Genomic DNA, 25,991 nt, shown 5'->3' on the forward strand with positions numbered 1-25,991 from the left:
CCCCCACTCCGTACCGCGTACCTCCCCTCTCCGTCCTGCGTTCCTCCTCCCCCCGCGCCCCCGAGGACACCGCCATGCGCACCACTTCCGGCAGAGCACCCGGCACACCCGGCCGCCGCGGCCCGGACCGAGGCCCCGGCCGGGGTCTCCAGCCCAACGCCCTCGGCACCTTCGACACGATCGTGATGGCCGTGGCGGGCAGCGCGCCCGCCTACTCGCTCGCCGCCACCACCGCCGTGCTCTTCGGCGCGGTCGGTCTCGCCGGACCCGCGTCGCTGCTCTACTGCGCGATACCGATGCTCGGCATCGTCCTCGCCTACGCCCGCCTCGGCCGGATCGACGTCAACGCGGGCGCCGGCTACTCCTGGGTGGGCCGCACCCTCCACCCCTTCCTCGGCTTCCTCTCCGGCTGGGCGCTGGTCTTCGCGGCGACCGTCTTCATGGTGGCCGGCTCGCTGCCCGCCGGCTCCCTCACGCTCTCGCTCATCGACCCGGCACTCGCCGAGAACACCACGCTGGCCCTGGTGGTCGGCGCCGGCTGGTTCCTGATGATGCTGCTCGTCGTCCTCGGCGGCGCGCGGCTCACCGTCCGCGCCCAACTCCTCATGTCGGGCGTCGAGATGCTGATCCTGGTGGTGTTCGTCCTCGGCGCGGTGATCCACCGCGGGCACGCCACCGCCTTCGACTGGTCCTGGTTCGGCCTCGGCCACTTCGGCGGCGCCTCCGGCTTCGCGTCGGGCGCGCTGATCGCCGCGTTCTACTACTGGGGCTGGGACGTCACCAGCAACCTCAGCGAGGAGACCCGCGACAGCCGCCGCACCGCCGGACTCGCCGCCCTCGTCGGCATGGGCGTGGTGTTCCTGCTCTTCGAGGCGTTCACCGTCGCCGTGAACGTGCTCCTGAGCGCCGAGCAGATCGAGCGCGGCGGCGCGAACGTGCTCGCCGTCCTCGGGCAGGAGATCTGGCCGGGCGTCGGCGGCAAGCTGCTGGTCCTCGCGGTGCTCCTGTCGACCGTCGCCACCCTGGAGACCACCCTCATCCAGGTCACCCGCTCGCTCTTCGCGATGGGCCGCGACCGCACCCTGCCCTCCGCGCTCGGCACCGTCCACCGCCGCTGGAACACCCCGTGGGTGGCCGTGGCCGTCGTCGGCGCGGCCGCGCTCGTGATGTTCGCCGCCGCGGCCGCCGCCGGCTCGATCAGCCAGGTCCTCGGCGACGCGGTGAGCGCGATCGGCCTGCAGATCGCCTTCTACTACGCCCTCGCGGGCATCGCCGCCGTCGTCGCGTACAAGGGGCTGCTGCTCACCTCGGTGAAGGAGTTCGTGCTGGGCGGGGCCTGGCCGCTGCTCGGCTCTGCGTTCATGCTGTGGGCGTTCGTCGAGTCGCTCGGCGAACTCTCCACCGCCTCGATCGCGATCGGCCTCGGCGGGCTCGCCGCCGGCGTCGTACCGATGCTCGTGTACTGGAAGAAGGGCAGCGCCTACTACCGCCCGGCGCGCCTCGACGCGGCCCGCGCGCTCGCCGCGGCCGAGCCGTTCGCCTCGCCGGACTCGCCGCGCGCGCGGCGGGCGGACGAATCGCTGGCGACGGACTTCTGAGCACCCGAGCCGGACACCGCCCGCGGGGGCGGCCGGACCTTCGAGTCCGGACACCCGCGTCCGGACCGCAAGTCCAGACCCCGAGTCCGGACCCTTGTCCGGACCTCGAGTCCGGACCTCGAATCCGGACCTCGAATCCAGACCGCGAATCCAGACCGCGAATCCGGACCACGAATCCGGACCACGAATCCGGACCACGAGTCCGACTTCCACGTCCCCACGTCTGAGTCCTGACACCGTCGGCCACCGCCGCCGACGGCCGCCACTGCCTGCGAGGGAGGTACCCGGATGGCCGCGCTGCGCCGCCGCTCGGCCCGACAGGGCCGGTTCACCCCGGACTTCGACCCGGACTTCGGCGACCGGGCGCTCACCGAAGCCCGCCACGACATGGTGATCGGCCGCTGGCAGGGCGTACGTGACCTGCTGACGGCCACCGGCGAGGACTGGCCGCGCCGCACCCACCGGCTGCGGCTGCTCTCGCACGCCGCCGCGGGCAGCTCGACGGTCGAGGCCTGGCGAGCGGCCGAGCCCGGCAACCCGGACGCGGCGGTGCTACGGGCGGCGACGGAGGTCGTACGGGTCTTCGACGCGGCCATCGCCGCCGGCCGGGGCAGCACGATCGACCGGGGCCGGGTCGACGCCTCCGTCGACGCGTGCCTGACGGCGGCCGACGCGGCTCCGGCCGACCCGATGCCGTGGGTGTCGCTGCTGTCCGTCGCCAGGCTGTACGAGGGCGGTGTGCCGCGCCGCCAACTGCGCCACTGGTTCGACGAGTTGCGGCGCCGCGACCCGTACAACACCGAGGGCCACACCCAGGTGCTCCGCTACTGGTCGGCACGCTGGCACGGGACGCACGGCGCGATGTACGACTTCGCGCGGGACGCGGCGGGCGTCGCGCCGCCCGGATCACCGCTGCCGATCCTGGTGCAGATCGCCCGGGTCGAGGAGTACCGCTACGTCGTGGACGGGGCACTCGGGCGCGGGCCGGTGCGCGGCTTCGACCAGCACTGGAAGCACGAGCTCGCGGCGACCGAGCTGCGCCGTACGCACGCCCGCTGGATCGGCGGTCGCGAGCCCGGCGCGCCGGTCCGTCCCGAGGAGGTCGCGGAGCTCAACTACCTCGCGCACGCCGCCTGTTACGCGGGCGAGGTGGAGCTGGCCCGGGAACTGCTCGGGATGCTGGGGACGCGGGCGGCGTGGGTGCCGTGGGTGTACACGGGAGAGCCCGAGGAGCAGTTCGTACGGTTCAGGGAGGGCCTGGGGCTGGGGCCGGGCACGGGGCCGGGGACGGGCTGACGCCCGGCCCCGAGCCCGGCTCCGCCCCCTACCCCGGCCTTGGGTCCGGCTCCGGGGGCGTGTGTCAGACGCCGATGTCGCGGCCGTCGGCGCGCCACACGGCGACGACCGCCGGGCGGACGATCTTGCCGGGGCCGTCGGGCCAGACCGAGGCCGGCTTCTCGACGGAGGCCCCGTCGATCTCGCCCGGGTGCTGGACGGCGACGAGGACACGGCGGTCCTGGATGAGCGGGCCGCAGGTCTCGGCGCCGGCCGGGACGGTCAGGAACTGCTTCAGCTCACCGCGCCGTTCGCCGCGCGTGGCGACGCCGAAGAGGCCGTCGTGCGAGCCGAGCTGGTTGCCGTCCGTGGAGATCCACAGGTTGCCGTGCGGGTCGAAGGCCACGTTGTCCGGGCAGGAGATCGGGCTGACCTTGTCCTTCGGGAAGCCCGCGAAGTACGTGGCGGGGTCGTTCGGGTCGCCCGCGACGAGGAAGAGCCGCCAGGCGAAGCCGTCGCCGGCCGGGTCGTCCCAGTTCTCGGCGAGCTCCAGGATCTGGCCGTGCTTGTTGGCGTTGCGCGGGTTGGCCTCGTCGGCGGGGGCCTTGCCGGCCTTGCCGCGGTCCTTGTTGTTGGTGAGGGCCACGTAGACCCGGCCGGTGCGCGGGGAGGGCTCGACGTCCTCGGGGCGGTCCATCTTGGTGGCGCCGACCTTGTCACCGGCGAGGCGGGTGAAGACGAACACCTCCTCGGCGGTCATGCCGGGCACGTGCGAGACGGCGCCGTCGGGGCCGGCCGTGGCGAGCGGGATCCAGACGCCGGTGCCGTCGAACTCGCCGTCGCTCGGGTGCTTGCCGGTGCCGTCGATCTCCGCGGCCGGGGAGTCGCCGGTGAGCTTGGCGACGTAGAGGGTGCCCTCGTCGAGCAGGGTGAGGTTGTGCTCGCGCGCCTTGCGGGAGCCGCCCTTCGTCATCCGCTTGCTCGACACGAACTTGTAGAAGTAGTCGAAGCGCTCGTCGTCGCCCATGTAGACGACGGGGCGGCCGTCGGCGGTGAGGCGGGGCTGCGCGGCCTCGTGCTTGAAGCGGCCGAGCGCGGTGCGCTTGCGGGGAGTCGACTCCGGGTCGTACGGGTCGAGCTCGACGACCCAGCCGAAGCGGTGCGCCTCGTTGGGCTCCTGCGCGAGGTCGAAGCGCTTGTCGAAGCGCTCCCACTTGCGCTCGGAGGCGCCGGCGACCATGCCGTAGCGCTTGTCCGTGGCGCTCGACCCGTTGGCGAAGTACTGGTTGAAGTTCTCCTCGCCGTGCAGGGTGGTGCCCCACGGGGTGGTGCCGCCGGCGCAGTTGTTGAGCGTGCCGAGGACGGTACGGCCCTCGGGGTCCGCGGACGTCTTCACGAGGTCGCCGCCCGCGGCCGGACCGGTGAGCTCGAACTCGCTGGTGGTGTGCAGGCGCCGGTTGAGGTGGTGGCGGGTGACCGGGGTGAGCTTGCCGGTGCGGTGCTCCTCCTGGACCACGACCACGGACAGGCCGTGCGCGGCCCAGGCGATCTCGACCTGCTCGCGGGTCGGGTTCTCGGGGTCGTAACCCCGGAACATCAGGACCTCGTCGGTGTACTCGTGGTTGGCCACGAGGACCTGGCGATGGTGCTCGCCGCGCAGCGGCAGGAGGGAGAGGAAGTCGTTGTTGTAGCCGAACTGGCCGGCCTGGGCCGCGGCGGTCTGCTTCTCGGAGTCGAAGGCCGGCGCACCGCGCAGGATGGGCTCGCCCCAGCGGATGACCACGTTCTGGGAGTAGCCGGCGGGGACGGTGACCTGGTCGGCGGTGTTGGGCGCGACGGGCGCGAAGCGCAGACCGCGGGCGCCGTCGGCCCTGCCGGGCTGCGGCTCGCCGTGCCCGGCGTGGGCCTGGGCGGCGGCCTCGGCGGCGGGCGCGTTGCCGAGGGCGAGCGCGGAACCGGCGGCGGAGGCGACGGTCACGACCGCGGCGGCACGCATGACGGAACGGCGCGAGAGCGCGCCGGCTATGACGTCGCCGACGTACTCGTTGTCACTGGTGTTGGGGACCTCCTGGAAGCAGGCGTCGCCACAGCGGTAGCGGCACGTCATGGCGGAACGGCCGCCTCCGTGCGAGTGGTTGCTCAGCATCGGCAGCAGTTTGCGCACTTCGTCCTCCAGGTTTGAGCGCGGTCGGCGGTGACGTTATGTGCGCACGTCTGCACGGTGGAGGCGGGAGAGTGAACGCGCGATGAATGCGTGGCGACCGGGGGCGCCCGGGTCGTAGGGCGCGGGGAGGGCGGCCGCTAACCTTACGTGTCCGCCCTGGCCAGGGATGAAGGACGCATACCGCACCCAACTCATGCGAAGGGGTTACCCCATGGGTATTCGGAGCTTGCTGCGCAAGGTATTCGGCCGCGACCGCGCGAACACCGCGGAACTCGAGGTCCCGGCAACCTCCGTCCCGCCCCAGGGCACGTCTCGCGACGCGGAGGTGGACGCGGGGGCGAAGGCCGAGGCCAAGGCCGGGACCACGGCGCAGGCGAGGACAGAGGGCACGAGCGCGGCTTCGGCGCCTGCCGGCGCGGGCGCGGCTTCGGCCGGGGCCGGGGCCGGGGCTGACACCGCGGACGGCGGAAAGCCGTCGGCGGCCGAGCTCGCGGCGGCGGACCTGGTGGCGGCCTCCTTCGACAACCCGAAGATCCCGCCGGCACGGCGGGCGGGGGACGCGGAGACGTCGGCGGAGACGGCGGAGACGGCGGCGGACGCCGAGACGGCGGCGGACGCGGAGGCGTCGGCAGGCACGGCAGAGACGACGGCGGACGCGGAGGCGTCGGCAGGCACGGCAGAGACGGCGGCGGACGCGGCCGTGGTCGAGGCGACGGCCGAGACCGGTGCCGATGCCGAGGCCGAGAGCGCGACGGAGAAGCCCGTCGACAGTGCCGAGGGCGAGGCGGAGCCTGCCGAGGCCGCTGCCTCGGAGGAGCCCACCCTCGCGGCCGAAGCCGAGCCGGAGGCGGAGGCCGAGCCGGAGGCGCCGACCTCTGCGGCGGCCGGCGAGCAGGAAGTCCCGGCGGAGCCGGAGACCGAGGCCCCGGTGGCCGAGGCCGAGGGCTCCGCGGCCGAGGAGGCGGCCTCGACCGCCGAGGTCGAGGACCAGGTCGAGGCCCAGGTCGAGGTCGAGGCCCAGGTCGAGGCCGAGGTCGTCGCCGCGGACGCCGATCCCGCGGACGCCGTCGCAGCGAGCGCGGAGCCCACCCCGGCGGAGCAGGAGGCCGAGACCCCGGCCGCCGACGCCGTAAGCGAGCCCGAGGCCGAGCCCGACGCCGTAACCGAGGCCGAGGCCACCGCCGCCGCCACTGCCACCGCCGAGGAGGCGGCCCCGGCCGCCGAGGCGGACGAGGCGGACGAGGCTCCCGTACAGAGCGAGCCCGAGCCCGAAGCCGTGACCGAGGACGCCGCGCCGCAGGCGCAGGCGCCGGCCGAGCCCGTCGCCGCGGACGCCGTCCCCGCGGACGCCGTCGCAGCGAGCGCGGAGCCCACCCCGGCGCAGCAGGAGGCCGAGACCCCGGCCGCCGACGCCGTAACCGAGGCCGAGCCCGAGGCCGCCGCCACCGTCACCGCCATCGCCGACCAGACGGCTCCCACCGCCGAGGCGGAGGACACCGCGGACGAGGCGGAGGCCCTGGTGGCAGAGGAGACCGAGGAGGCCCCCGTCGCCGAGGCGGAGACCCCGCCGGCCGAGGAGGCCGAGGAGGAGCCCTCCGCGACCCCGACCGCCGCCTCCGCCGCCGCCCCCGCCCTCTCCCTCGCCAAGGTCAAGGCCGCCGCGCCCCACCTCGCCGACGCCTACAAGGCGGCCGGCGCCGTCCTCAAGAAGCAGGGGCTGACGGGCGCCCGCGCCGCCGTCTACCTGGTCGTGGACCGGTCCGGGTCGATGCGGCCGTACTTCAAGGACGGCTCGGTCCAGCGGCTCGCCGAGCAGACGGTGGCGCTCGCCGCGCACCTCTCCGAGGACGCCGCCGTGACCGCCGTCTTCTTCTCCACCGAGATCGACGGCACCGCCGTCCTCACCCCCGCCGACCTCACCCCGACCCGCGTCGAGGAGATCAACGCGACGCTCGGCCGGCTGGGCCGGACCAACTACGACCGCGCGGTCGAGGAGGTCCTCGCCCTCCACGAGAAGTCCGCGGACCCGGCCCGCCCGGCCCTGGTCGTGTTCCAGACGGACGGCGCGCCCGAGTCGAAGACGGCCGCCACGCAGGCGCTGACGGAGGCCGCGGACCGCCCGTACGCGACGCACTGGCGGTTCACGGTGTGGGGCGAGGAGGAGGCGAAGGCGTTCGACTACCTCCGTAAGCTCGCCACTCCTCGTACGGCCGTCCACTTCGCCGGCCCGACCCCGGTGGACACCCCGCACGCCGCCTTCTACCGCGAGCTGCTCGCGGACTGGACCGTCTGAGCCCCGTGGGACACGGCCCCCCGGCCCGGGCAGCAGCCCCGGGCCGGGGGGCCGAGGTTTATCCGTGTGAGGACAGCTCGCCCCGGCCGTTAAAATTCGCACCATGGCGGCCACTGGATCCGAGAAGCAGGGCTCGAAGGCGTACTACGTCACGACCCCCATCTACTACGTCAACGACGCTCCTCACCTGGGCCACGCCTATACGACCGTCGCAGGCGACGTGCTCACCCGCTGGCACCGCCAGCGCGGTGAGAAGGTGTGGTACCTCACCGGCACGGACGAGCACGGTCAGAAGATCATGCGCACCGCGGAGGCGAACGGCGTCAGCCCGCAGGAGTGGTGCGACAAGCTCGTCGAGGAGGCCTGGAAGCCCCTCTGGGAGCACCTGAACATCGCGAACGACGACTTCATCCGCACCACCCAGAAGCGTCACACCGACCGCGTCCAGGAGTTCGTGCAGGACCTGTACGACAAGGGCGAGATCTACAAGGGCGGGTACGAGGGCCCGTACTGCGTGGGCTGTGAGGAGTACAAGCTCCCCGGCGACCTCATCGAGGCGGAGGACGGCACGAAGCTGTGCGCCGTCCACAAGAAGCCGGTGGAGATCCTCAAGGAGGAGAACTACTTCTTCAAGCTGAGCGAGTACGGCCCGAAGCTCATCGAGTTCTACGAGGCGAACCCGGGCTTCATCCAGCCGGAGTCGGCCCGCAACGAGGTGCTGAACTTCGTCAAGCAGGGCCTCGAGGACCTGTCGATCTCCCGCTCGACGTTCGACTGGGGCGTGCCGGTCCCGTGGGACGACAAGCACGTGATCTACGTGTGGATCGACGCGCTCCTGAACTACGCGACGGCCGTCGGCTACAACGAGAACCCGGCGAAGTTCGACGAGACCTTCCCGGCGAACGTCCACCTCATCGGCAAGGACATCCTCCGCTTCCACGCGATCATCTGGCCGGCCATGCTGATGGCGCAGGGCCTGCCCGTCCCGGGCCGGGTCGCGGCGAACGGCTGGCTGATGGTCGGCGGCGAGAAGATGTCGAAGTCGAACCTGACCGGCATCAAGCCGCAGGACCTGACCTCGCACTTCGGCGTGGACGCGTACCGCTGGTACTTCCTGCGGGCGATCGCCTTCGGTCAGGACGGCTCGTTCTCGTGGGAGGACTTCTCCGCCCGCTACACGTCCGAGCTGGCCAACGACTACGGCAACCTCGCCTCGCGCGTGGCGGCGATGGTCGGCAAGTACTTCGGCGGCGAGCTGCCCGCCGCGACGGCGGACGGCGACGCGGAGAAGGCGCTGCACGAGGGCCTGGCGAAGGCCGTCGCGACGGCCGACGCGAAGATCGGCGAGGAGCTGGACTTCCAGGCCGGCATCCTGGCGATCTTCGACTTCGTGAAGCAGGTCAACGGCTACATCACGGAGCAGGAGCCGTGGAAGGTGGCCAAGGACGATTCGGAGGAAGGCCGCGCCCGCCTGGCGACCATCCTCTACACGGCCGCGGAGTCCCTTCGCGCCGTCGCCGTCCTGCTCAACCCGATCATGCCGGAGACCTCGCAGGCCCTCTGGGACTCGCTGGGTGCCGAGGCCTCCCTGGGCGCCCTGTCCGCCCAGCCGGTCCAGGACGCGGCCACCTGGGGTCAGCTCCCGGCCGGCGCGACGGTGACGAAGGGCGCGGTGCTCTTCCCGCGCCTGGAGGACCCGAAGAAGGACTGACGTCCGCGCCCTGCGTCCGAAGGCCGTCGCCCCCTGGTGGGGCGGCGGCCTTCGTCGTGCGGCGACCCGTCACCCACAGGGGTGAGATCGCCACGTTTCACAGCAACTAGACCCATGGCATATGCCACCGTCTGACCGTGGCGACAGCGACGAATCCGTCGCGCGACCGAACGAACACGTACCGTGGAAGGCACCACCGATCCCGGAGGAGGCCGCCGTGGAGGCAGTCGAGCAGCGGACCCGCGCCATGACCCTGGAGCTCTTCGAGGAGCTCGCCAGGGTCGGCGACCGACTGAGCGACGCCCTGCGCCTGGAGTTCATCGACGGGAAGATCGGGGAGAAGGCCTTGCCGGACGGCGGCCACGGGCGAATCTTTCAGTGACTCACCCGCCTCTGCATTCAGACCAACACGGAATGGTGACTGCACGCCGACCAGGGTCTCCGGGTCGAGACCTATCGCAAGGGCAACGCACGCCCCGACGGCGTGCTCGCGTCGAGCGACGCCTTCGTCGGCCAAGGCGAGAGGGCCTCCGCCGACGGCGTCCTCATGGCCGTCGAGGTCACCTCCCACCACTCGGACATCGACCGTCGCGACCGCATCGAGAAGCCGCGCGCCTACGCCGAGACCGGCATCCCCGTGTACCTCCTCATCGACCGCTCGGCCGGCGAGGTGCTGGTCCACTCCCAGCCGGGCGAGGGCCGCTACGACATGGTCGTGACCGTCACCTTGGGCAAGACCGTGACCCTGCCCGAGCCGGTGGGCATGGAACTGGACACCGCCCCGCTGAAGGAATGGGTCGGCTGAGGCGCGCGGGACGGCGGGCCGGCGAGACGGCGAGACGGCGAGACGGCGGCAATCGACCAGATTCTTCGTTGCTCATGGAAATGATCACATGACAGCATAAGTGCGTGACTGACAACGGGGATGGCACGGCGAAGCCTCAACGGGTCTCGCGACTGACGGAGTTGGCGGCGGCTTCGGTACTGGCAGGACCGGTTTCGGCGACGGAGGTGACGCCGACTCACGGAGGAACCGTCATCGACGAAGCGGCGGCGCGACGTGAGTTTGCGCGTTTGCTGGGTGAATTCCGGCGTACGGCCGTGCTGGTGCCGTTCGACGAGCACGACAGCCTGTGGACAGCCGACTTCAACGGAGTGCGGTGGATCTGCGCGTTCTCGGACGAGGAGGCGCTGGCGCGGTTCGCTGCGGCGCGGGGTGAGGCCGGGCGCGAGTGGACGTACCGGACGGTCCTGGGTGCGCGGCTGCTCGACGTGATGGTGCCGATGCTGCCGGGGCCGGCGGGCGTGGCGCTGGACGCGGGCAGTGCGGACGGGATGGTGTTCCCGCCGGTGGCGGGGGTCGTTCCGGACGAGGTGGCAGTGGATCTCGCGGAACCGCGAGCGAGCAGGTCGGTGACTACGGGGGGCGTACGTGGGCGGGAGTGAGCCGGAGCTGGTGGCGCCGGCGGCGGCGCTGGCGGAGATCGCGAAGGGCATCAATCTGGCGCATTCCGAGCTGAAGGATCTCGGGATGATCGGCGAGGCGACGGTGGGCCGCGGATTCTCGGATCTGGCGCTGTCCGGGCTGGAGTTGGGGCACAGCGGGTTGACGTCGCAGTTCGAGACGTTCTGCAACCGGTGGGAGTGGGGCGTCCGCGCGCTGACCCTGAAGGGGAACGGCTTCGCGCAGGGCGTCGGCCTGTCGGCGGGTTCGTTCGCCGAGCAGGAGCAGTACGTCAAGGACTCGTTCAAGATCGGGGTGAACTCCCTCAACGGGAACCCGCACCTGTCGGAGGACGAGGTCAAGCAGAAGAGCTGGGCGTCCATACGTGACCAGCACACCTGGGACGGCGCGGACTGGAGCCCGGAGTCGTTCACGGCGGCGCACCAGGAGGTCAAGCAGACCTGGAAGAACACCGCGTACGACGTCGAGGACTCGCTGCTGGACTCGATGGAGCGTTCCGGTGCGCTGGATCCGAAGCTGCGTGACGCGATGGACGAGGAGCTGAAGGACACGCTCGATCCCGATCAGGCGACGGTCGAGCAGGCCGAGCAGCCGCGGTGGGGGGAGAGCCGCTGATGGTCGACTGGCGGGAGTGGGGGGACAAGCTCGTCGACGGTGTCGACCGCGGCATCGACAAGGGCAAGGAACTCCTCGGCGAGGGCGTCGACTACGTCACCGACAAGACCGGCGAGGCGCTGGACAAGGTCGGTGCGCACGACTGGGCGGACGCGGTCGAGGACTGGGGCGACGAGACCGCCTCCTCGCTGGGCGCGGAGGTCGGGGAGCAGCAGCTCGGGCAGACGGAGCAGGCGGACGAGCTGATCCACGGCAAGCCGGACAAGATCGCCGCCACGGTGAAGAACCTGCGGGACTTCCAGAAGGCCTTCGACCTGGTCGGCGGCGGGATGAAGAAGCTGGATTCCAGCCACTGGAAGGGCGAGGCGGCCAACGCCTTCCGGGAGAAGTTCCAGACCTTGCCGACGGACTGGCTGCACGCGGCGGACGCGATGGAGAACGCGGCCAAGGCCCTGGAGACGTACGCGAAGGCGGTCGTCAGCGCGCAGGGCAAGGCGCGTGAGGCGATCGCGCTGTACAAGGAGGGCGACGAGGACTCCAAGACGGCCGCCGACAGCTACAACAAGAAGGTCGACGCCTACAACGCGGCCCGGACCGGGGACAGTCCGCTTCCGCACCCGGGAAAGTTCTCCGACCCGGGCGAGGCCAAGCGGCGGCGCGCCCGCGAGATCCTCGGCGACGCCCGCAAGGCCCGTAACGAGGCCGGCGAGACGGCGAAGGCGGCGGTCAGCGCCGCGCTCGCGCACGCCCCGAAGGAACCGACGGGCCTGGAGAAGGCCAAGCTGGAACTGATGGACTACGGCGTGGGCCAGAGCATGGAGCTGGCCCACTTCGGCGGCGGCATCGTCAAGGGCACGGCGGGCCTGATCAACTTCGTCCGCTCGGTCAACCCGACGGACCCGTACAACCTGACCCACCCGGCCGAGTACTACAAGGGCGTCAACATGACGCTCGCCGGCCTGGTCTCCACGGTGGCCAACCCGGACCGGGCCCTGAAGAACGCCTGGGACGCGGCGAAGGGCGACCCGTCCGAGTTCCTCGGCCGCCTGGTCCCGGAACTGATCGGCACGAAGGGCGCGGGCGGCCTGAAGTCCCTGACCCGCCTGAAGAACCTGTCGGATGCGCCGAAGAAGCCGGGCACTGTCCGCGGGGACCACGAGAACAACCCGGACGGCAACAGCCAGCGGTGCAAAGAGACGGTCTGCGAAGGCGACCCGATCGACATGGCGACTGGCCGCATGCTGCTGCCGCAGACGGACCTCAGCCTGGCCGGCTCCCTGCCCCTGGTGTTCCAGCGAGTCTACGACTCGTCCCGCCGCTCGGGCCGCTGGTTCGGCCCGGGGTGGTCGTCGACGGTGGACGAGCGGCTGGAGATCGACGCCGAGGGCGTCCTCCTGGTCAGTGACGACGGCAGCATCCTCGCCTTTCCGCATCCGGCACCCGGTGTTCCGGTGCTGCCGACCCACGGCACCCGCCGCTGGGCGCTGGACCGGGACGCCTCGGACGGCACGTACACGGTGTCGGACCCGGAGACGGGCGTCGTACGGCACTTCGCCACCGTCGGCGGCGGCGACGGCGACGGCGACGGGAGCGGGGACGAGGGTGTCGACGAGGCGGTCCTCGTCCAGATCGACGACCGCAACGGCAACTGGATCACCTTCGGTCACGACGCGGACGGCGCGCCCACGGAGATCGCCCACCACGGCGGGTACCGGCTCCGCCTGTCCACGGACGGATCGCGGGTCACGGCCCTGCACGTGGACGGCCAGGAGATCCGGCGCTACGACTACACCGACGGCCGTCTGACCTCCGTCGCCGACTCCGCAGGCCGCCCGCTGTGCTTCGGCTATGACGACCGCGGCCGGATGACGTCCTGGACCGACAGCAACGGCCGCCGCTACGACTACGTCTACGACGACCGCGACCGGTGTGTCTCTCAGTCGGGCCGCGACGGCGTCATGGCGGGCAGCTTTACCTGGGGCGACGGCGAGTCGACGTACACGGACGCCCTCGGCCGGACCACCCGCTACGAGGTCAACGAGCAGGCGAGGATCACCGCCGAGACGGCACCTGACGGTGGCGTCACCCGGTCCACGTACGACAGCCGGGGCCGCCTGCTGTCCCGCACGGACCCCTTGGGCCACACGACGCTCTTCGCCTACGACGGGGAAGGCCGGCTCACGTCCGTCACCCGCCCCGACGGGCGGACCACGACGGCCGAGTACAACGCACTCGGACTGCCGGTCAAGGTGAGGCGCCCGGACGGTACGACGGTCCGCCAGACGTACGACGAGCGCGGCAACCGCACGTCGGTGACGAGCCCCGCGGGCACGCGCACGGAGTTCGCGTACGACGACCGCGGACGACTGGTGTCCGTGACGGACCCGCTGGGCGCGGTCACCCGGGTCCGCACCGATGACGCCGGCCTCCCGGTCTCGGTCACCGACCCGCTGGGCGGGACGACGTCGTACGCGTACGACGCCTTCGGCCGTACGGTCCGCGTCACGGATCCGCTGGGCGCCGAGACCCGGCTGGAGTGGACGCCGGAGGGCCGGCTGAGCCGCCGGGTGAACCCGGACGGCGCCGTCGAGTCCTGGACGTACGACGGCGAGGGCAACTGCCTGACGCACACGGACGCCGTCGGCGGCACCACCGTCTTCACCTACGGCGACTTCGACGTCCTCGCGACCCGCACCACCCCCGACGGAACGCGCTACTCCTTCACGCACGACGCGGCGCTGCAGCTGACGGCGGTCACCACCCCGCAGGGCCTGACCTGGACGTACGAGTACGACGCGGCGGGCAGGACGGCGTCCGAGACGGACTTCGACGGCCGGACCCTGACGTACGCGTACGACGCGGCGGGACGCCTGGCATCCCGGACCAACGGCGCCGGTGAAACGATCCGCTTCGAACGGGACCCGCTCGGCCAGGTGCTCCGCAAGGACGCGGGCGGTGCGGTCACGACGTACGAGTACGACATCTTCGACGAGCTGGCGATGGCGGTGAGCCCGGACGCGACGCTGACGCGTCTCCGGGACCGCTACGGCCGCCTCATGTCGGAAACGATCAACGGACGGACGCTCGCGTTCTCCTACGACGCGGTGGGCCGGCGAACGGGCCGCACGACACCGGGCGGGGCGGTGAGCGCGTGGTCCTACGACGCGGCGGGCCGCCGCACGGAGCTGACCACCTCCGGCCGGACGGTGTCCTTCACGCACGACGAGGCGGGCCGCGAACTGACCCGTGCGGTCGGTGACTTCGCGTTGCTGACCTCCGCCTTCGACGAGGCGGGCCGAGTGACCGCCCACGAGGTGACGAGCCGGGGCAACCGCCTGCAGCACCGCGCGTACCACTACCGCCCGGACGGCGGCCTGGTCGGCATCGACGACCACCTCGCGGGCCCGCGCCGCTTCGACCTGGACGCGGCGGGCCGGGTGACGGCGGTCCGGGCAGACCGGTGGACGGAGCGGTACGCCTACGACGAGGCCGGCAACCAGACGGATGCCGACTGGCCACGCGCCACGGAGGCGACGGGCCCGCGCGCGTACTCCGGCACCCGCATCACCCGCGCGGGCGGCGTCCGCTACGAGCACGACGCGCAGGGCCGCACCGTCCTCCGCCAGAAGACCCGCGTGTCGAGGAAGCCGGACACCTGGCGCTACGCGTGGGACGCGGAAGACCGCCTGACATCGGTGGTCACGCCGGACGGCACGGAGTGGCGCTATGTCTACGACCCGCTGGGCCGCCGCATCGCCAAGCACTCCCCCACGGAGACGGTCCACTTCACCTGGGACGGCGCGACCCTGTGCGAGCAGTCCACCGAAACCCTCACCCTGACTTGGGACCACGCGGGCCTGCGCCCGCTGGCCCAGACGGAACGCCGCCGCGACACCGACGAGACCCGCTTCTTCGCAATCGTCACGGACCTGATCGGCACCCCGACGGAACTCGTCGACGAATCGGGCGAACTGGCCTGGCGCTCCCGCACCACCCTCTGGGGCACGACCTCCTGGACCCGCGACGCCACGGCGTACACCCCGCTCCGCTTCCCGGGCCAGTACTTCGACCCGGAATCGGGCCTCCACTACAACTACTTCCGCTACTACGACCCCGAACCGGCCCGCTACCTCACCCAGGACCCCCTGGGCCTGGCCCCGGCCCCGAACCCGGCGACGTACGTCCACAACCCGCATACGTGGAGCGATCCGCTGGGGCTGACGCCATGCCCGCCGGAAGGCTTCACCGACCTCGGTAATGGCTCTTACCAATCCCCCGGCGGCCTGATTTATGGCCCTGGGTCCGCCCACGGACACCGCTTGACTCACGTAATGGAGCATGCAGCACCCGATCCGACCAAGCTGACACACGGCGTTTTCAAGAACCCCGATCAAGCAGATATCCTGAATCTACTCGATGAGGCATGGGCGAAGCGAGGCACTCCAGACCCGAGCGATCCCGCCAGGTACATGGTCGACATGGAGCGCGAAGTTGGCACCCTGGGCGAGAAGAGAATACGCGTTGTCGTAATCCCAGGAACAACTAAAGTAATCACAGCGTTTCCGGAGTTCTGAGGTGAAGATCGCATGAAATGGTGCCCTCGATGCGAACAGGGCTGGGTAGTGAAGTGTCGGATCATTGACACCGACTCGATCTACCAGGTATGCAAGGAGTGCGACACAGTCTGGGAATTCGGAATCGAGCCCTCAGGGAATCCCCCATTCGTCATTCTTGACGAGGTCCTCTCCCGTTTGGGGAAGGCTCCCCTCTGGAGCAATCTCCAGGTTCTGGAAGGCTCTTGACCGGGAAGAAATCGTCGATGCACTCCCGAGACGCCTGCGTGCACTGCGGGCAGGACTGGCCGCGGAGCTACCGGGCAAAGGGCAGCGGGCACGTCTTCCGACTCTGCCTGGAGTGCGAGTCGCTGTGGCTGGACGGGCAGCACTTGGGCGAAGAGACCGATCTCTACCTCAGCGAGTTTCTCGAATCGCAGGGGATCGGCTGGGGTGACATCGAGGAGGTCGCGGCGCGCTGATGCCGCCCCCAGCCTCTGGCAGCGGAAGGCTGCCAGAGGCTGGGGCGGGAAGCCGTGGGTCTTGTGCGGCGAGCGGCTCAGTGTGTCGCGGCGTACGTGACGAAGCCTGCCCACGCGGTCGGGGCGAGGGTCAGGGTCGGGCCGTTCGTGCACTTGGAGTCGCGGACGTGGATCGTGCCGGGCGTGGTGGCGACCTCGATGCAGGAGTCGCCTTCGCTGCTGCTGCTGTAGCTGCTCTTGAACCACGCCAGTTCGGAGGTCTGCCCAGCCGAGGTGTTGCGGATCATGTCTCTCCCAGCAGGTACTCAATGAGGGCCGACGACTCCCGGGGCGTGAGAGCCTGCGACCGGATGATGCCATAGCGCAACTCCAGGATATGAAGCTGCTTCCGGTCCGTCACGGGGCGGCCGTTGGCCACGACCGGGGAGCGTCCCACCGCCGAGCCGTCCGCGAACTTCAGCACCTCGATGCCGCCGGCGATCCCGGCATGCTCCTCACGGTCCATCGGCATCACCTGGAGTTCGACGTTCCTCATCCGGCCGACCTCCAGCAGGTGCTCCAGCTGCGGGCGGAGCAGCGCCCTTCCTCCCAGTGGGCGGCGGAGTGTCCACTCCTCCAGGACGAAGCTCAGCTCCGGGGCAGGATCGCGTTCGAACACCGACTTCCGGGCCATGCGGCCCGCCACCATCCGCTCCACCTCGTCCTGCGTGTACGCCGGGCGCCGCATCATCAGCAGCCCCCGTGCGTACGCCGGTGTCTGCAGCAGGCCGTGGATGTTGAGCGGATCGTAGAGCTGGATCTCGACCGCGCTCGCCTCCATCTTGGCCAGGGCCCGTACCTTCTGCGGGTACCGGACCTTCGCCACGTCGTCCTTCATCGCCGAGATCAGACCGTCCGCGCCCAGGACCTCGTCCGCCTTGTCCAGGTACTCGGGCCTCGGAATGCGCCGTCCGCCCTCGATCTTGTAGACCATGTCCTCGCCGTAGCCGACCGCCACCCCGAAGTCGACGGCCCGCATCCCCACCGCCTCTCGCCGCAGCTTCAACTGCCGTCCCACGGTCGCGACTACGGCCACACCCCAGTCGTCGTCCGGGTCCACCTCCCAGCCCGGCTCGTCCTCCTCGGTCTTCAGCCGCCCCACGCCGTCGTCCAACGCCGTCATGCCGCGCCCTTCCCCTCGTTCGTCCGTCCCTGTCGTCGCAACGCACCGGCCCTACCCGTCCCCAGGGCATCGGCATTCCGGACAGCGGTGGACAAGCTCGGGACAGACGCCGGGAATTCGTGCTGTCACCGGAGTTCGGTTGCGCGGGCTCCGGTGGGCCGGGCGGTACCAACTACCAAGTACGGGAAGCGAAAAGACCTCACCAAACCCACCCTTTCCCTCCAGGTTCGGCAACGTCACCCATGCAGGTGAAATATGCCAACTGGACTGGCGGCTGGCCTGGTTGCTTGATCTACGCTCGGCTCGACCGACCGACAGCAGACATGCGTCGGCCCCCGCCGGGACGGCAATCCCAGTGCGAGGGCCTGACCATCAAGGAAGACATAGGCCCTTCCCGATGGATGACCAGAACACTAGCGTGCGACCGCCTGCCTCGTCTCGTAACGGCGGCAAGAACCACCCCCATCGGGGGACGAACAGCGGCGTCGTTCACGAGCACACACCCCACGCTTCGCGCTTCACCGTCGTCGGCAACCACCTCGCCCAGCATCCCGAGTTGTCGGGGCTGGCCATCGGCATCGGCGTGCACATCCAGTCGTTGCCCGCCGGCGCGCCCGTCGACATCAAGACCATCGCCAAGAAGATGCGCGAGGGCACCACCCGCACCGCCGCCGCCATGCGCGAGCTGGAGGCCCACGGCTATCTGCGGCGTGAGCGCGTACGGCTGCCGAGCGGGCGGATCGTGACGCGGACGGTGTTCTGCAACCAGCCTGGACAAGGCAGGGCTGGCTCCACACGCCCAACGCCGCGGCCGAGGTCGAGGCCGAATCCGGAGCCGGAGCCGGAGCCGGAGACTGAGCGGAAGCCCGTGCCCCACCGGCCCGCCGTGCCCCACCGGCCCGCCGTGCCGCCCCGGTCCGGGCCGCCGCGGCGCCGCGCCCTGCCTGTCGTGCCCCAGCCCGGATACCCCGCCCCCGACCTCCTGCTCACCGCCGTCGGCGTCCTCACCGAGCTTCGCGGGGTCGACCCCCGCCTGCTGCTCTCCGCCGCCGACACCGAGCACCTCGCCCCGGGTGTCGCCGCCTGGCTGGAGCGGGAGGCCTCGTCCGACGCCGTACGGCATGCGCTCACCGCCGATCTCCCCGAACCCCTGTACCGGCCCGCCGCCCTCCTGGCCCACCGGCTCACCGCCCTGCTGCCGGCTCCGCCACCGTTCCAAGCGCCCCGGCAGCACCCGTACCAGATCTGCGACGGCTGCGAACGCCCGTTCCGGGCCCCCGCCCCCGCCCTCTGCAGGGACTGCCGTACCAGTGCGGAGGTCGGTCACCCACTCGAGTGAATCCCGCTCAACCGACCCACCCCGCCATGACCGCACCACAAGGACGCCCATGGTCAGCTCACCCCACGAAACGATGCACCGCATCTTCCAGCACGATCCTCACCTCTTCAGTCGGCTGTCGGACGTGCTGGGAATCCCCCTGCCGGCAACCGTTGAGGCGGTCGTCCTGACCACCGGTGCCACCGGGAGACGCCCTGTCGAACGCCGCGTGGACACCCTGCCGAGACGCAACAGCACAGGAGACGGCTCGCTCCTCCTCGCCATTGCGGCACAGCACGAGAAGGACCCGGCGAAGCCGGCGACCTGGGCGTACGACACCGCGTACCTGTGGACGACGTACGGGATGCCGACCGCCCTGCTGGTCGTGTGCCAGGACCGCGCCACGGCCGAGTGGGCCGGACAGGCCGTTCCCGCCGGGCCGGCCTCCATGCCCAACCTCACCATCCAGCCGATCGTCGTGGGCCCGCACAACATGCCCGTCATCACCGATCCGGCCGAGGCCCGCGCGGACCTGGCGGTGGCCACGCTGGCGGCGATCGCTCACGCAAGGGATCCCGACATCGGCGCCGTGCTGAGGGCGCTGTCCACCGCGCTGCGGGAGGTCCCTGAGAACGTCGCCGATCCGATCGTCGAATGTGTCGCGCAGGGTCTGGGCGATCGCCCGGCCATGGAAACCTGGAGAAACCTGGTGGCCTCAGACCTCTCCTTCTACACGTCGTACCTGTCCGAACAGATCCGGGACGAAGGCCGGGCCCAGGGCCTTGCCGAGGCCGTACTGACGGTCCTGTGGCAGCGCCGTCTCCACGTGTCCGACGACGCCCGCCGGCGCATCACCGCCTGCGACGACCCTGAAGTGCTGCGCCACTGGATCGCGCGCGCTGTCATCGCCTACTACGCCGAGGAGATCTACGCGGACGCCGATAGGGACGGGTAGCACCAGCACATACGAAAGGGCCCGGAACCGTGGAAACGGTTCCGGGCCCCTCAGAGCCGGAGGCTCAGGCGGTTCAGCCGCGGGCCGCGTCCGGGTGGACGGCCTCCGTGATCGGGCGCTCGTCGGCCGGCTTCGTCGTCGCGACCGGCTTGCGGAGCTGGATGTTCAGCTCGCGCAGGCGGGCCTCCTCCAGCTCCGTCGGGGCGCCCATCATCAGGTCCTGGGCGTTGCCGTTCAGCGGGAAGGCGATGGTCTCGCGGATGTTGGGCTCGTCGGCGAGGAGCATCACGATGCGGTCGACGCCCGGGGCGATGCCGCCGTGCGGCGGGGCGCCGAACTGGAAGGCGCGGAGCATGCCCGCGAACTCGGTCTCGACGGTCTCGCGGCTGTAGCCGGCGATCTCGAAGGCCTTGAACATGATCTCGGGCTCGTGGTTCCGGATGGCGCCGGAGGAGAGCTCGATGCCGTTGCAGACGATGTCGTACTGCCAGCCGAGGACGTCCAGCGGGTCCTGGTTCTCCAGGGCCTCGAGGCCGCCCTGCGGCATCGAGAAGGGGTTGTGCGAGAAGTCGATCTTGCCGGTCTCCTCGTCCTTCTCGTACATCGGGAAGTCCACGATCCACGCGAAGCGGAAGACGTTCTCCTCGAACTGGCCCGCGCGCTTGGCGGCCTCGACGCGGACGGGGCCCATGATCTTGGAGACCTCGTCGAACTCGCCGGCGCCGAAGAACACCGCGTGGCCGGGCTTCAGGCCCAGGCGCTCGGTGAGGACCTTGACGTTCTCCTCGGTGAGGAACTTGGCGATCGGGCCGGTCAGCGCGTTCTCCTCGCCCACGCGGACCCAGGCCAGGCCCTTCGCGCCGAGGGAGACGGCGAAGTCGCCGAGGCCGTCGAAGAACTTGCGCGGCTGGTCACCGGTGTCCGGGACGGCGAGCGCGCGGACGTGCTTGCCCGCGAAGGCCTTGAACTCGGAGTTCTCGAAGACGTCGGAGATGTCGACGAGTTCGAGCGAGGTGCGCAGGTCCGGCTTGTCGTTGCCGTACTTCAGCATCGACTCGCGGAACGGGATGCGCGGGAAGGGCGAGGTGACGTGGCGGCCGTTGCCGAACTCCTCGAAGAGCTCGGTCATCAGCTTCTCGATCGGCTGGAAGACGTCCTCCTGCTCGACGAAGCTCATCTCCACGTCGAGCTGGTAGAACTCGCCCGGCGAGCGGTCGGCGCGGGCGTCCTCGTCGCGGAAGCAGGGCGCGATCTGGAAGTAGCGGTCGAAGCCGGAGATCATCAGCAGCTGCTTGAACTGCTGCGGCGCCTGCGGCAGCGCGTAGAACTTGCCCGGGTTCAGGCGGGAGGGGACCACGAAGTCGCGCGCGCCCTCGGGGGACGTCGCCGTCAGGATCGGGGTCGCCATCTCGTTGAAGCCGAGGGCCACCATCTTCGAGCGGATCGAGGCGATCACGGCGCTGCGCAGCATGATGTTCCTGTGCATGCGCTCGCGGCGCAGGTCGAGGAAGCGGTACTCGAGCCGCCGCTCCTCGTTGACGCCGTCGTCGGTGTTGATGGTGAAGGGGATCTGCTGGGCGGCGCCCAGGACCTCGACCTCGGCGGCCTCGATCTCGATCTCGCCGGTGGCGAGGTCCGGGTTCACGTTCTCGGCACCGCGCGAGACGACCTTGCCGTCGACGCGGACGACCGTCTCCTTCGTCAGCTTGTCGAGGACCTCGGCCGCGGCGGTGCCGGGGCGGGCGACCAGCTGGGTGATGCCGTAGTGGTCGCGCAGATCGATGAAGAGGATGCCGCCCAGGTCGCGCCGATTGTGCAGCCAGCCGCTCAGCCGGACGTCGGTGCCGACGTCAGAGGCGCGGAGCTCGCCGCAGGTGTGGGACCTGTACCGATGCATCGTCGTTCATCCAGTTCTTCGGGATCCGTGATGGAGAAGCTTGACAGCGTCAAGCCTTCCCAAGCCTACCGGGCGACCCAAGATCGCGATTCGAATACTCTCAGTGGCGACCTTCTGTCCGATATTCATAAAGTGGGGCAATGCGCACCGAGGACCTCCTGGCCGCGATCGCGACCGGCCTGTGGCGCTGGGACAACGCCTCCGGGCTCGTCACCCTCGACGCCGAGGCGGCCCGGCTCCTCGGGCTGCCCGCCGAACCCGCGCGGCTCACCGAAGCGCAGGTGCGGTCCCGGTTTCATCCGGTCGACTGGAACGAGATCGACGGGGTGGTGAACCTCGCCGTCGCCGAGGGCACCCTCGCCGAGGCCCGGCTGCGGATCATGGACGAGCACGGCCGCGTGATCCGTACCGTACGGAGCCGGTCCAAGCCCCTGGTCGAGGGAACCGACTACCAGCTCGTCGGCACCCTCCAGGAGGTCGCCGAGCCGCAGCCCGGCACCGCCGGGCCGCACACGCCCATCACCGGCGACTGGCGCCGCTCCCGCGAGGCCTTCCTGCTCGACGCGGGCCGGGCGCTCGCGGAGGCCCGGTCGACGGCCGAGGTGCTGCGGGTGGCGGCCTCCCTGTCGATGCCCGGGTTCTCGCCGGACGGGCTCGCCGTCTTCGGGATGTCCGGCGAGCGGCTCACGGTGATCGGCCACCACGGGCACGGCGACGGCGACGAGGGGCCGTTCACCTCCATGACCCTGGACACCGACTACCCGGCGGCCGAGGTCGTACGGACCGGGCGGGCGATCTATCTGCCGAGCCCGGAGGAGTACGCCCGCCGCTTCCCGATGACGTGGCCGCTCGCACAGCGCTTCGGCCGCCGCTCCTGGGCCTTCGTCCCGCTCGTCGTGGCCGGGCGGACGATGGGCGCGTGGATGGCCGCGTTCAAGCATCCGGTGGCGTTCACGCCGGACGAGCGCAGCGTCCTGACGACGGTCGCCCGGATGCTGGCGCAGGCGCTGGCCCGGGCCGGGGTGGCGGAGTCGGAGCGGGAGCTGTCGCTGGGACTGCAGCGGGCGATGATGCCGGTCCTCGGGCCCGGCATCCCCGGCATCCAGGTGGCGGCCCGTTACGTGCCCACCGGCGGCGGACTCCAGGTCGGCGGCGACTGGTACGACATGATCCGGCTGCCCGGCGGGTCCGGCGCCGGCCGGATCGCGCTGGTCATCGGGGACGTGCAGGGCCATGACGTGCGGGCCGCCGGGCTGATGGGGCAGCTGCGGATCGCCCTGCGCGCCTACGCCTCCGAGGGCCACCGCCCGGACGCCGTGCTCTCGCGTGCCTCGCGCTTCCTGTACGGCATCAACGACGGCACGGACCGGGCGGCCGGGGCAGGCGGCACGGGCGGCATCACCGGCACGGGTGGCGCGGCCGGAGCAGGCGGCGCGGACACCGGGGGCCACGGGGGCAGCGGGGGCCACGGGGAGTTCGGCGAGGATCCTTACGGCGGGCCCCGCTTCGCGACCTGCCTCTACCTGGAGGTCGACCTGGAGACGGGCACGGTCGACATCGCACGGGCCGGGCACCCGGACCCGGCGGTACGGATGACCGACGGAACGGTTCTGCTGAGGCCCACCGCCGGCGGCCTGCCCCTCGGCATCGTCCCGGACACCGACTACCCCACCACCCGGCTCACCCTGCAGCCCGGCGAGACCCTGATGATCTGCACCGACGGGCTCCTGGAGACCGGCGGCCACGACCTGGACAGCGGCTGGGAACGGGTCCGCAAGCTCCTGGAGTCCGACGACGGCGAGGACCTGGAGGCGCTCGCCGACCGGCTCGTCGAGGCCGTCCACGGGCCCGGTTCGCACCACACCACCGGGCCGCTCGCCGACCGCCGCGAGGACGACATCGCCGTCCTGCTCCTCTCCCGCCAGGGCGCGGCCGTACGGGAGGCCCCGCGCCGCACGATGATGACCGTCGCCCAGGCCGAGCCGGAACGCATCGCCGCCGCACGCGAGCAGACGCGCCAGCTGCTGCACGACTGGAACGACGGCGAGCAGGTCGACTCGGCGGTCCTGATGGTCTCGGAGATGGTCACCAACGTGCTGGTGCACACCGACGGCGACGCGCTGCTCGTCGCCGAGGTGGTCTGCCGCGACCACACCCGCCGCCTGCGGGTCGAGGTGGCCGACGCGAGCGACGAACTGCCGCACAAGCGCCATCCGGGCGAGATGGCCTCCAGCGGACGCGGGCTGATCCTGATGGAGATGCTGGCGCACCGGTGGGGCGTGGACCCGCGGGGCGAGGGCAAGGCGATCTGGTTCGAGCTGGAGGAGCCGGCGTCGGGGAACGGCGACCGAGGGGCGAGGCAGGCCCCGGGCCCGTGACAGGCGGCCCGCGTCCGCCCGGCGCAGACTGGTGAGGTACGGCCGCTGGAGGCACCCGGGGGGACCACGGAGTTCGTCATGGATACCCACAAGGTCGGCAGTGACACCACGGTCCTGGCAGACAGCCTGGAGGTTCCCGGGATCGGCCATATCCCCGTCAACGCGTACGTCCTCACCGCCCGCGAGCCGGTCGTTGTCGACACGGGCCTCTCGGTTTCCGACCGCGACTTCGTCGCCGCTCTCGGCGAGGTGATCGACCCGGCCGACGTCCTCTGGATCTGGCTCACCCATCCCGACCGGGACCACACGGGCGGCATCTTCGACCTGCTGGTGGCCGCGCCCCGGGCGCGGGTCGTCACCACGTTCATCGGCGCCGGGATCATGACCACCGAACGCCCGCTGCCGATGGACCGGGTCTACTTCCTCAACCCCGGCCAGAGCCTCGACGTCGGCGACCGCATGCTGCGCGCCTTCCGGCCGCCGCTCTTCGACAACCCGGCCACCGTCGGCTTCTACGACGACAAGACCCGGATCTGCTTCAGCTCGGACTGCTTCGGCGGCCCGATGCCCACCGCCGAACTCGCCGAGAGCGGGCACGCGAACGACCTCAGGCCGGACGAGCTGCGGGCCGCGCAGCTGCTGTGGGCGACGGTGGACAGCCCGTGGGTGCACGTCGTCGACCAGGCGAAGTACCGGGCGTCGATCGAGCCGCTGCGGGAGATGAACCCCGAGATCGTGCTGTGCACGCACCTGCCGCCGGCCGTACGGGTGACGGACGCGATGCTGGAGACGATCGCGATGGCGCCGGACGCGGACCCGTTCGTGGGCCCGGACCAGGCCGCTCTCGAGCAGATGCTGAAGGCCTTCGAGCCGGGCAGCACCCCGGCGGCGGCCACCTAGGACCTCATCCCGGCCCCGGCCCGCCGGACAGGTCGCGGACGGAGCCCGGGCCTTCGGGGCTCCCGTACCGGCCGCGCAGCTCCCCGATGACCCCGAAGAAGGCGGCGGTCAGCGGTACGGCGAGCAGCATGCCCAGGACCCCGGCGACGGAGGCGCCCGCGGTGATCGCCAGCATGACCACCGCCGGGTGCATCTGCACGGTCCGGGACTGGACGACGGGCTGGAGCACGTTGCCTTCGAGGACCTGGACGGCGAGGACCACGCCGAGCACCCACAGCGCGATGACGAAGCCGCGGTCGGCGAGGGCGACGAGGACGGCGACGGCCCCGGAGAGGAAGGCACCGAGGTAGGGGATGTAGGCGGTGACGAACACCAGCGCGGCGAGCCCCACCGCGCCCGGCACCTGGAGGACGAGCAGTCCGACCCCGATGAGCACGGCGTCGACGAAGGCGACGAAGGTCGTGCCCCGCATGAAGCCCTCGACGGCCTCGAAGGCGCGCCGCCCCATGGCCTCCAGCATGTCGCCGGTGGAGCGCGGCGCGAGCGAGCGCAGCACCTCGGCGGCGCGGTCGGAGTCGCGCAGGAAGAAGAAGATGAGGAGCAGGGCGAGGACGGCGGTGGCGAGCATCTGGCCGACGACGCTGAGCCCGGAGATCAGCCCGGAGGCGGCGGTCCCGCCGAACCTCTCCAGGAGCTGCCGGGCGTTCTTGGCGAGGTCGTCGAGGGAGGTGCCGGCGGCCCCGAAGTGCTCGGCGATGTCGACGGCGGCCTGCCGCAGCGATTCGACGATCTGGGCGCCGGTGTCGACGAGCGCGGCGACCACGATGTAGGTGGCGCCGCCGACCACCACGAGCACGGCGAGCACGGTGAGCCCGGCCGCGAGCGACTTCTGCACCTTCATCCGGAGCAGGCGCCGGTAGAGGGGGCCGAGGAGCGCGGTGCCGAGGAGCGCGAGCAGGACGGGGGTGACGGCGGTCTCGAAGACCACGCACAGCCAGATGAAGACGGCCGCGACGCCGGCGACGAGCAGCGCGACGGCGCACCAGGCGGCGGTACGGCGGGCACCTTCGGGCAGCAGGGGACGGTCGGCGGCGGGGCGGTCGGTGGACACGCCTCCACCGGACCACGCCGTCCGGCGTGTCGTCGCGCGCTGGACGCCGTACGGGTGACGCCACGTCAGGGACGGTCGGGGAGGGGGCGGCGACGCCAGGCGGGCCGACGCCAG

At 71.2% G+C, this 25,991-nt stretch carries 17 protein-coding genes and 1 pseudogene; 13 read left to right on the plus strand and 5 right to left on the minus strand.

Annotated features, from left to right (window positions below; translation table 11 throughout):
* The first annotated feature begins 74 nt into the window (after positions 1-74).
* A complete protein-coding gene (locus tag ACFY8W_RS18550; protein ID WP_391106109.1) occupies positions 75-1,598 on the plus strand; it encodes an amino acid permease in 1,524 nt (507 codons plus the stop codon).
* Positions 1,599-1,886: 288 nt separating this feature from the next.
* The gene (locus tag ACFY8W_RS18555; RefSeq protein WP_391106111.1) at positions 1,887-2,894 is read left to right on the plus strand and encodes a hypothetical protein; all 1,008 of its coding nucleotides are present in this window, start codon (positions 1,887-1,889) and stop codon (positions 2,892-2,894) included.
* A gap of 64 nt (positions 2,895-2,958) precedes the next feature.
* On the opposite strand, the gene ACFY8W_RS18560 is transcribed toward ACFY8W_RS18555, so the two are convergent.
* Positions 2,959-5,037 carry an alkaline phosphatase PhoX gene (locus ACFY8W_RS18560; protein ID WP_391106113.1) on the minus strand — a complete coding sequence of 693 codons (2,079 nt, stop codon included), beginning with the start codon at positions 5,035-5,037 and terminating at the stop codon, positions 2,959-2,961.
* 211 nt (positions 5,038-5,248) lie between these two features.
* On the opposite strand from ACFY8W_RS18560, the gene ACFY8W_RS18565 reads away from it, so the two are divergent.
* The 7 genes and pseudogenes from ACFY8W_RS18565 to ACFY8W_RS18595 all read left to right on the plus strand — a co-directional run bounded on the left by ACFY8W_RS18565 (position 5,249) and on the right by ACFY8W_RS18595 (position 16,156).
* Entirely contained in the window at positions 5,249-7,330 is a 2,082-nt protein-coding gene (locus ACFY8W_RS18565; RefSeq protein ID WP_391106115.1) for a VWA domain-containing protein, read from the plus strand.
* 103 nt (positions 7,331-7,433) lie between these two features.
* Entirely contained in the window at positions 7,434-9,041 is a 1,608-nt protein-coding gene (gene metG, locus ACFY8W_RS18570; protein WP_391106117.1) for a methionine--tRNA ligase, read from the plus strand.
* Between the two features lie 247 nt (positions 9,042-9,288).
* Positions 9,289-9,846, plus strand: a pseudogene (locus ACFY8W_RS18575) (Uma2 family endonuclease).
* A gap of 104 nt (positions 9,847-9,950) precedes the next feature.
* Positions 9,951-10,487 carry an SseB family protein gene (locus ACFY8W_RS18580; protein WP_391106119.1) on the plus strand — a complete coding sequence of 179 codons (537 nt, stop codon included), beginning with the start codon at positions 9,951-9,953 and terminating at the stop codon, positions 10,485-10,487.
* Positions 10,474-11,121: a hypothetical protein gene (locus ACFY8W_RS18585; protein WP_391106121.1), complete on the plus strand. Its 648-nt coding sequence runs from the start codon at positions 10,474-10,476 to the stop codon at positions 11,119-11,121. The genes ACFY8W_RS18580 and ACFY8W_RS18585 overlap by 14 nt, the downstream gene beginning before the upstream one ends.
* Positions 11,121-15,695 carry a putative T7SS-secreted protein gene (locus tag ACFY8W_RS18590; protein ID WP_391106123.1) on the plus strand — a complete coding sequence of 1,525 codons (4,575 nt, stop codon included), beginning with the start codon at positions 11,121-11,123 and terminating at the stop codon, positions 15,693-15,695. Before ACFY8W_RS18585 ends, ACFY8W_RS18590 begins: the two co-directional genes overlap by 1 nt.
* Positions 15,696-15,940: 245 nt before the next feature.
* Positions 15,941-16,156 carry a hypothetical protein gene (locus ACFY8W_RS18595; RefSeq protein WP_391106125.1) on the plus strand — a complete coding sequence of 72 codons (216 nt, stop codon included), beginning with the start codon at positions 15,941-15,943 and terminating at the stop codon, positions 16,154-16,156.
* Between the two features lie 77 nt (positions 16,157-16,233).
* Here ACFY8W_RS18595 and ACFY8W_RS18600 read toward each other — a convergent pair whose 3' ends face one another.
* Positions 16,234-16,443, minus strand: coding sequence for a DUF397 domain-containing protein (locus tag ACFY8W_RS18600; RefSeq protein ID WP_391106127.1), 210 nt, complete (start codon positions 16,441-16,443; stop codon positions 16,234-16,236).
* Positions 16,440-17,318, minus strand: a complete 879-nt coding sequence (locus ACFY8W_RS18605) for a Scr1 family TA system antitoxin-like transcriptional regulator (protein WP_391106129.1) — start codon at positions 17,316-17,318, stop codon at positions 16,440-16,442. The genes ACFY8W_RS18600 and ACFY8W_RS18605 overlap by 4 nt, the downstream gene beginning before the upstream one ends.
* 397 nt (positions 17,319-17,715) lie before the next feature.
* On the opposite strand from ACFY8W_RS18605, the gene ACFY8W_RS18610 reads away from it, so the two are divergent.
* Positions 17,716-18,657 carry a helix-turn-helix domain-containing protein gene (locus tag ACFY8W_RS18610; protein ID WP_391106131.1) on the plus strand — a complete coding sequence of 314 codons (942 nt, stop codon included), beginning with the start codon at positions 17,716-17,718 and terminating at the stop codon, positions 18,655-18,657.
* Between the two features lie 49 nt (positions 18,658-18,706).
* On the plus strand, positions 18,707-19,591 hold the full coding sequence (locus ACFY8W_RS18615) for a hypothetical protein (protein WP_391106133.1): 885 nt from the start codon (positions 18,707-18,709) through the stop codon (positions 19,589-19,591).
* A gap of 73 nt (positions 19,592-19,664) precedes the next feature.
* Here the strand turns inward: ACFY8W_RS18615 and aspS are convergent, their stop codons facing one another.
* Positions 19,665-21,488, minus strand: a complete 1,824-nt coding sequence (aspS, locus tag ACFY8W_RS18620) for an aspartate--tRNA ligase (RefSeq protein WP_391106135.1) — start codon at positions 21,486-21,488, stop codon at positions 19,665-19,667.
* 140 nt (positions 21,489-21,628) lie between these two features.
* On the opposite strand from aspS, the gene ACFY8W_RS18625 reads away from it, so the two are divergent.
* Positions 21,629-23,866: a SpoIIE family protein phosphatase gene (locus ACFY8W_RS18625; protein ID WP_391106137.1), complete on the plus strand. Its 2,238-nt coding sequence runs from the start codon at positions 21,629-21,631 to the stop codon at positions 23,864-23,866.
* Between the two features lie 78 nt (positions 23,867-23,944).
* Complete coding sequence (locus ACFY8W_RS18630) at positions 23,945-24,766, plus strand: MBL fold metallo-hydrolase (protein ID WP_391106139.1); 822 nt, start codon at positions 23,945-23,947, stop codon at positions 24,764-24,766.
* 4 nt (positions 24,767-24,770) lie between these two features.
* On the opposite strand, the gene ACFY8W_RS18635 is transcribed toward ACFY8W_RS18630, so the two are convergent.
* Positions 24,771-25,877 (minus strand): AI-2E family transporter, encoded by a 1,107-nt coding sequence (locus ACFY8W_RS18635; protein WP_391106141.1) that lies wholly within the window; start codon positions 25,875-25,877, stop codon positions 24,771-24,773.
* Positions 25,878-25,991 lie beyond the last annotated feature (114 nt).

It is taken from the genome of Streptomyces sp. NPDC012637 (assembly GCF_042954805.1).
Lineage (GTDB): Bacteria > Actinomycetota > Actinomycetes > Streptomycetales > Streptomycetaceae > Streptomyces.

What these genes read in the sequence shown, in the direction of transcription:
- ACFY8W_RS18590 (WP_391106123.1), top strand. Translation starts at nt 11,121, where the DNA reads ATGGTCGACTGGCGGGAGTGGGGGGACAAGCTCGTCGACGGTGTCGAC.
- ACFY8W_RS18565 (WP_391106115.1), top strand. Translation starts at nt 5,249, where the DNA reads ATGGGTATTCGGAGCTTGCTGCGCAAGGTATTCGGCCGCGACCGCGCG.
- ACFY8W_RS18615 (WP_391106133.1), top strand. Translation starts at nt 18,707, where the DNA reads ATGGTCAGCTCACCCCACGAAACGATGCACCGCATCTTCCAGCACGAT.
- metG (WP_391106117.1), top strand. Translation starts at nt 7,434, where the DNA reads ATGGCGGCCACTGGATCCGAGAAGCAGGGCTCGAAGGCGTACTACGTC.
- ACFY8W_RS18550 (WP_391106109.1), top strand. Translation starts at nt 75, where the DNA reads ATGCGCACCACTTCCGGCAGAGCACCCGGCACACCCGGCCGCCGCGGC.
- ACFY8W_RS18605 (WP_391106129.1), bottom strand. Translation starts at nt 17,318, where the DNA reads ATGACGGCGTTGGACGACGGCGTGGGGCGGCTGAAGACCGAGGAGGAC.
- ACFY8W_RS18625 (WP_391106137.1), top strand. Translation starts at nt 21,629, where the DNA reads ATGCGCACCGAGGACCTCCTGGCCGCGATCGCGACCGGCCTGTGGCGC.
- ACFY8W_RS18555 (WP_391106111.1), top strand. Translation starts at nt 1,887, where the DNA reads ATGGCCGCGCTGCGCCGCCGCTCGGCCCGACAGGGCCGGTTCACCCCG.
- ACFY8W_RS18600 (WP_391106127.1), bottom strand. Translation starts at nt 16,443, where the DNA reads ATGATCCGCAACACCTCGGCTGGGCAGACCTCCGAACTGGCGTGGTTC.
- ACFY8W_RS18630 (WP_391106139.1), top strand. Translation starts at nt 23,945, where the DNA reads ATGGATACCCACAAGGTCGGCAGTGACACCACGGTCCTGGCAGACAGC.
- ACFY8W_RS18610 (WP_391106131.1), top strand. Translation starts at nt 17,716, where the DNA reads ATGGATGACCAGAACACTAGCGTGCGACCGCCTGCCTCGTCTCGTAAC.
- ACFY8W_RS18595 (WP_391106125.1), top strand. Translation starts at nt 15,941, where the DNA reads ATGCACTCCCGAGACGCCTGCGTGCACTGCGGGCAGGACTGGCCGCGG.
- aspS (WP_391106135.1), bottom strand. Translation starts at nt 21,488, where the DNA reads ATGCATCGGTACAGGTCCCACACCTGCGGCGAGCTCCGCGCCTCTGAC.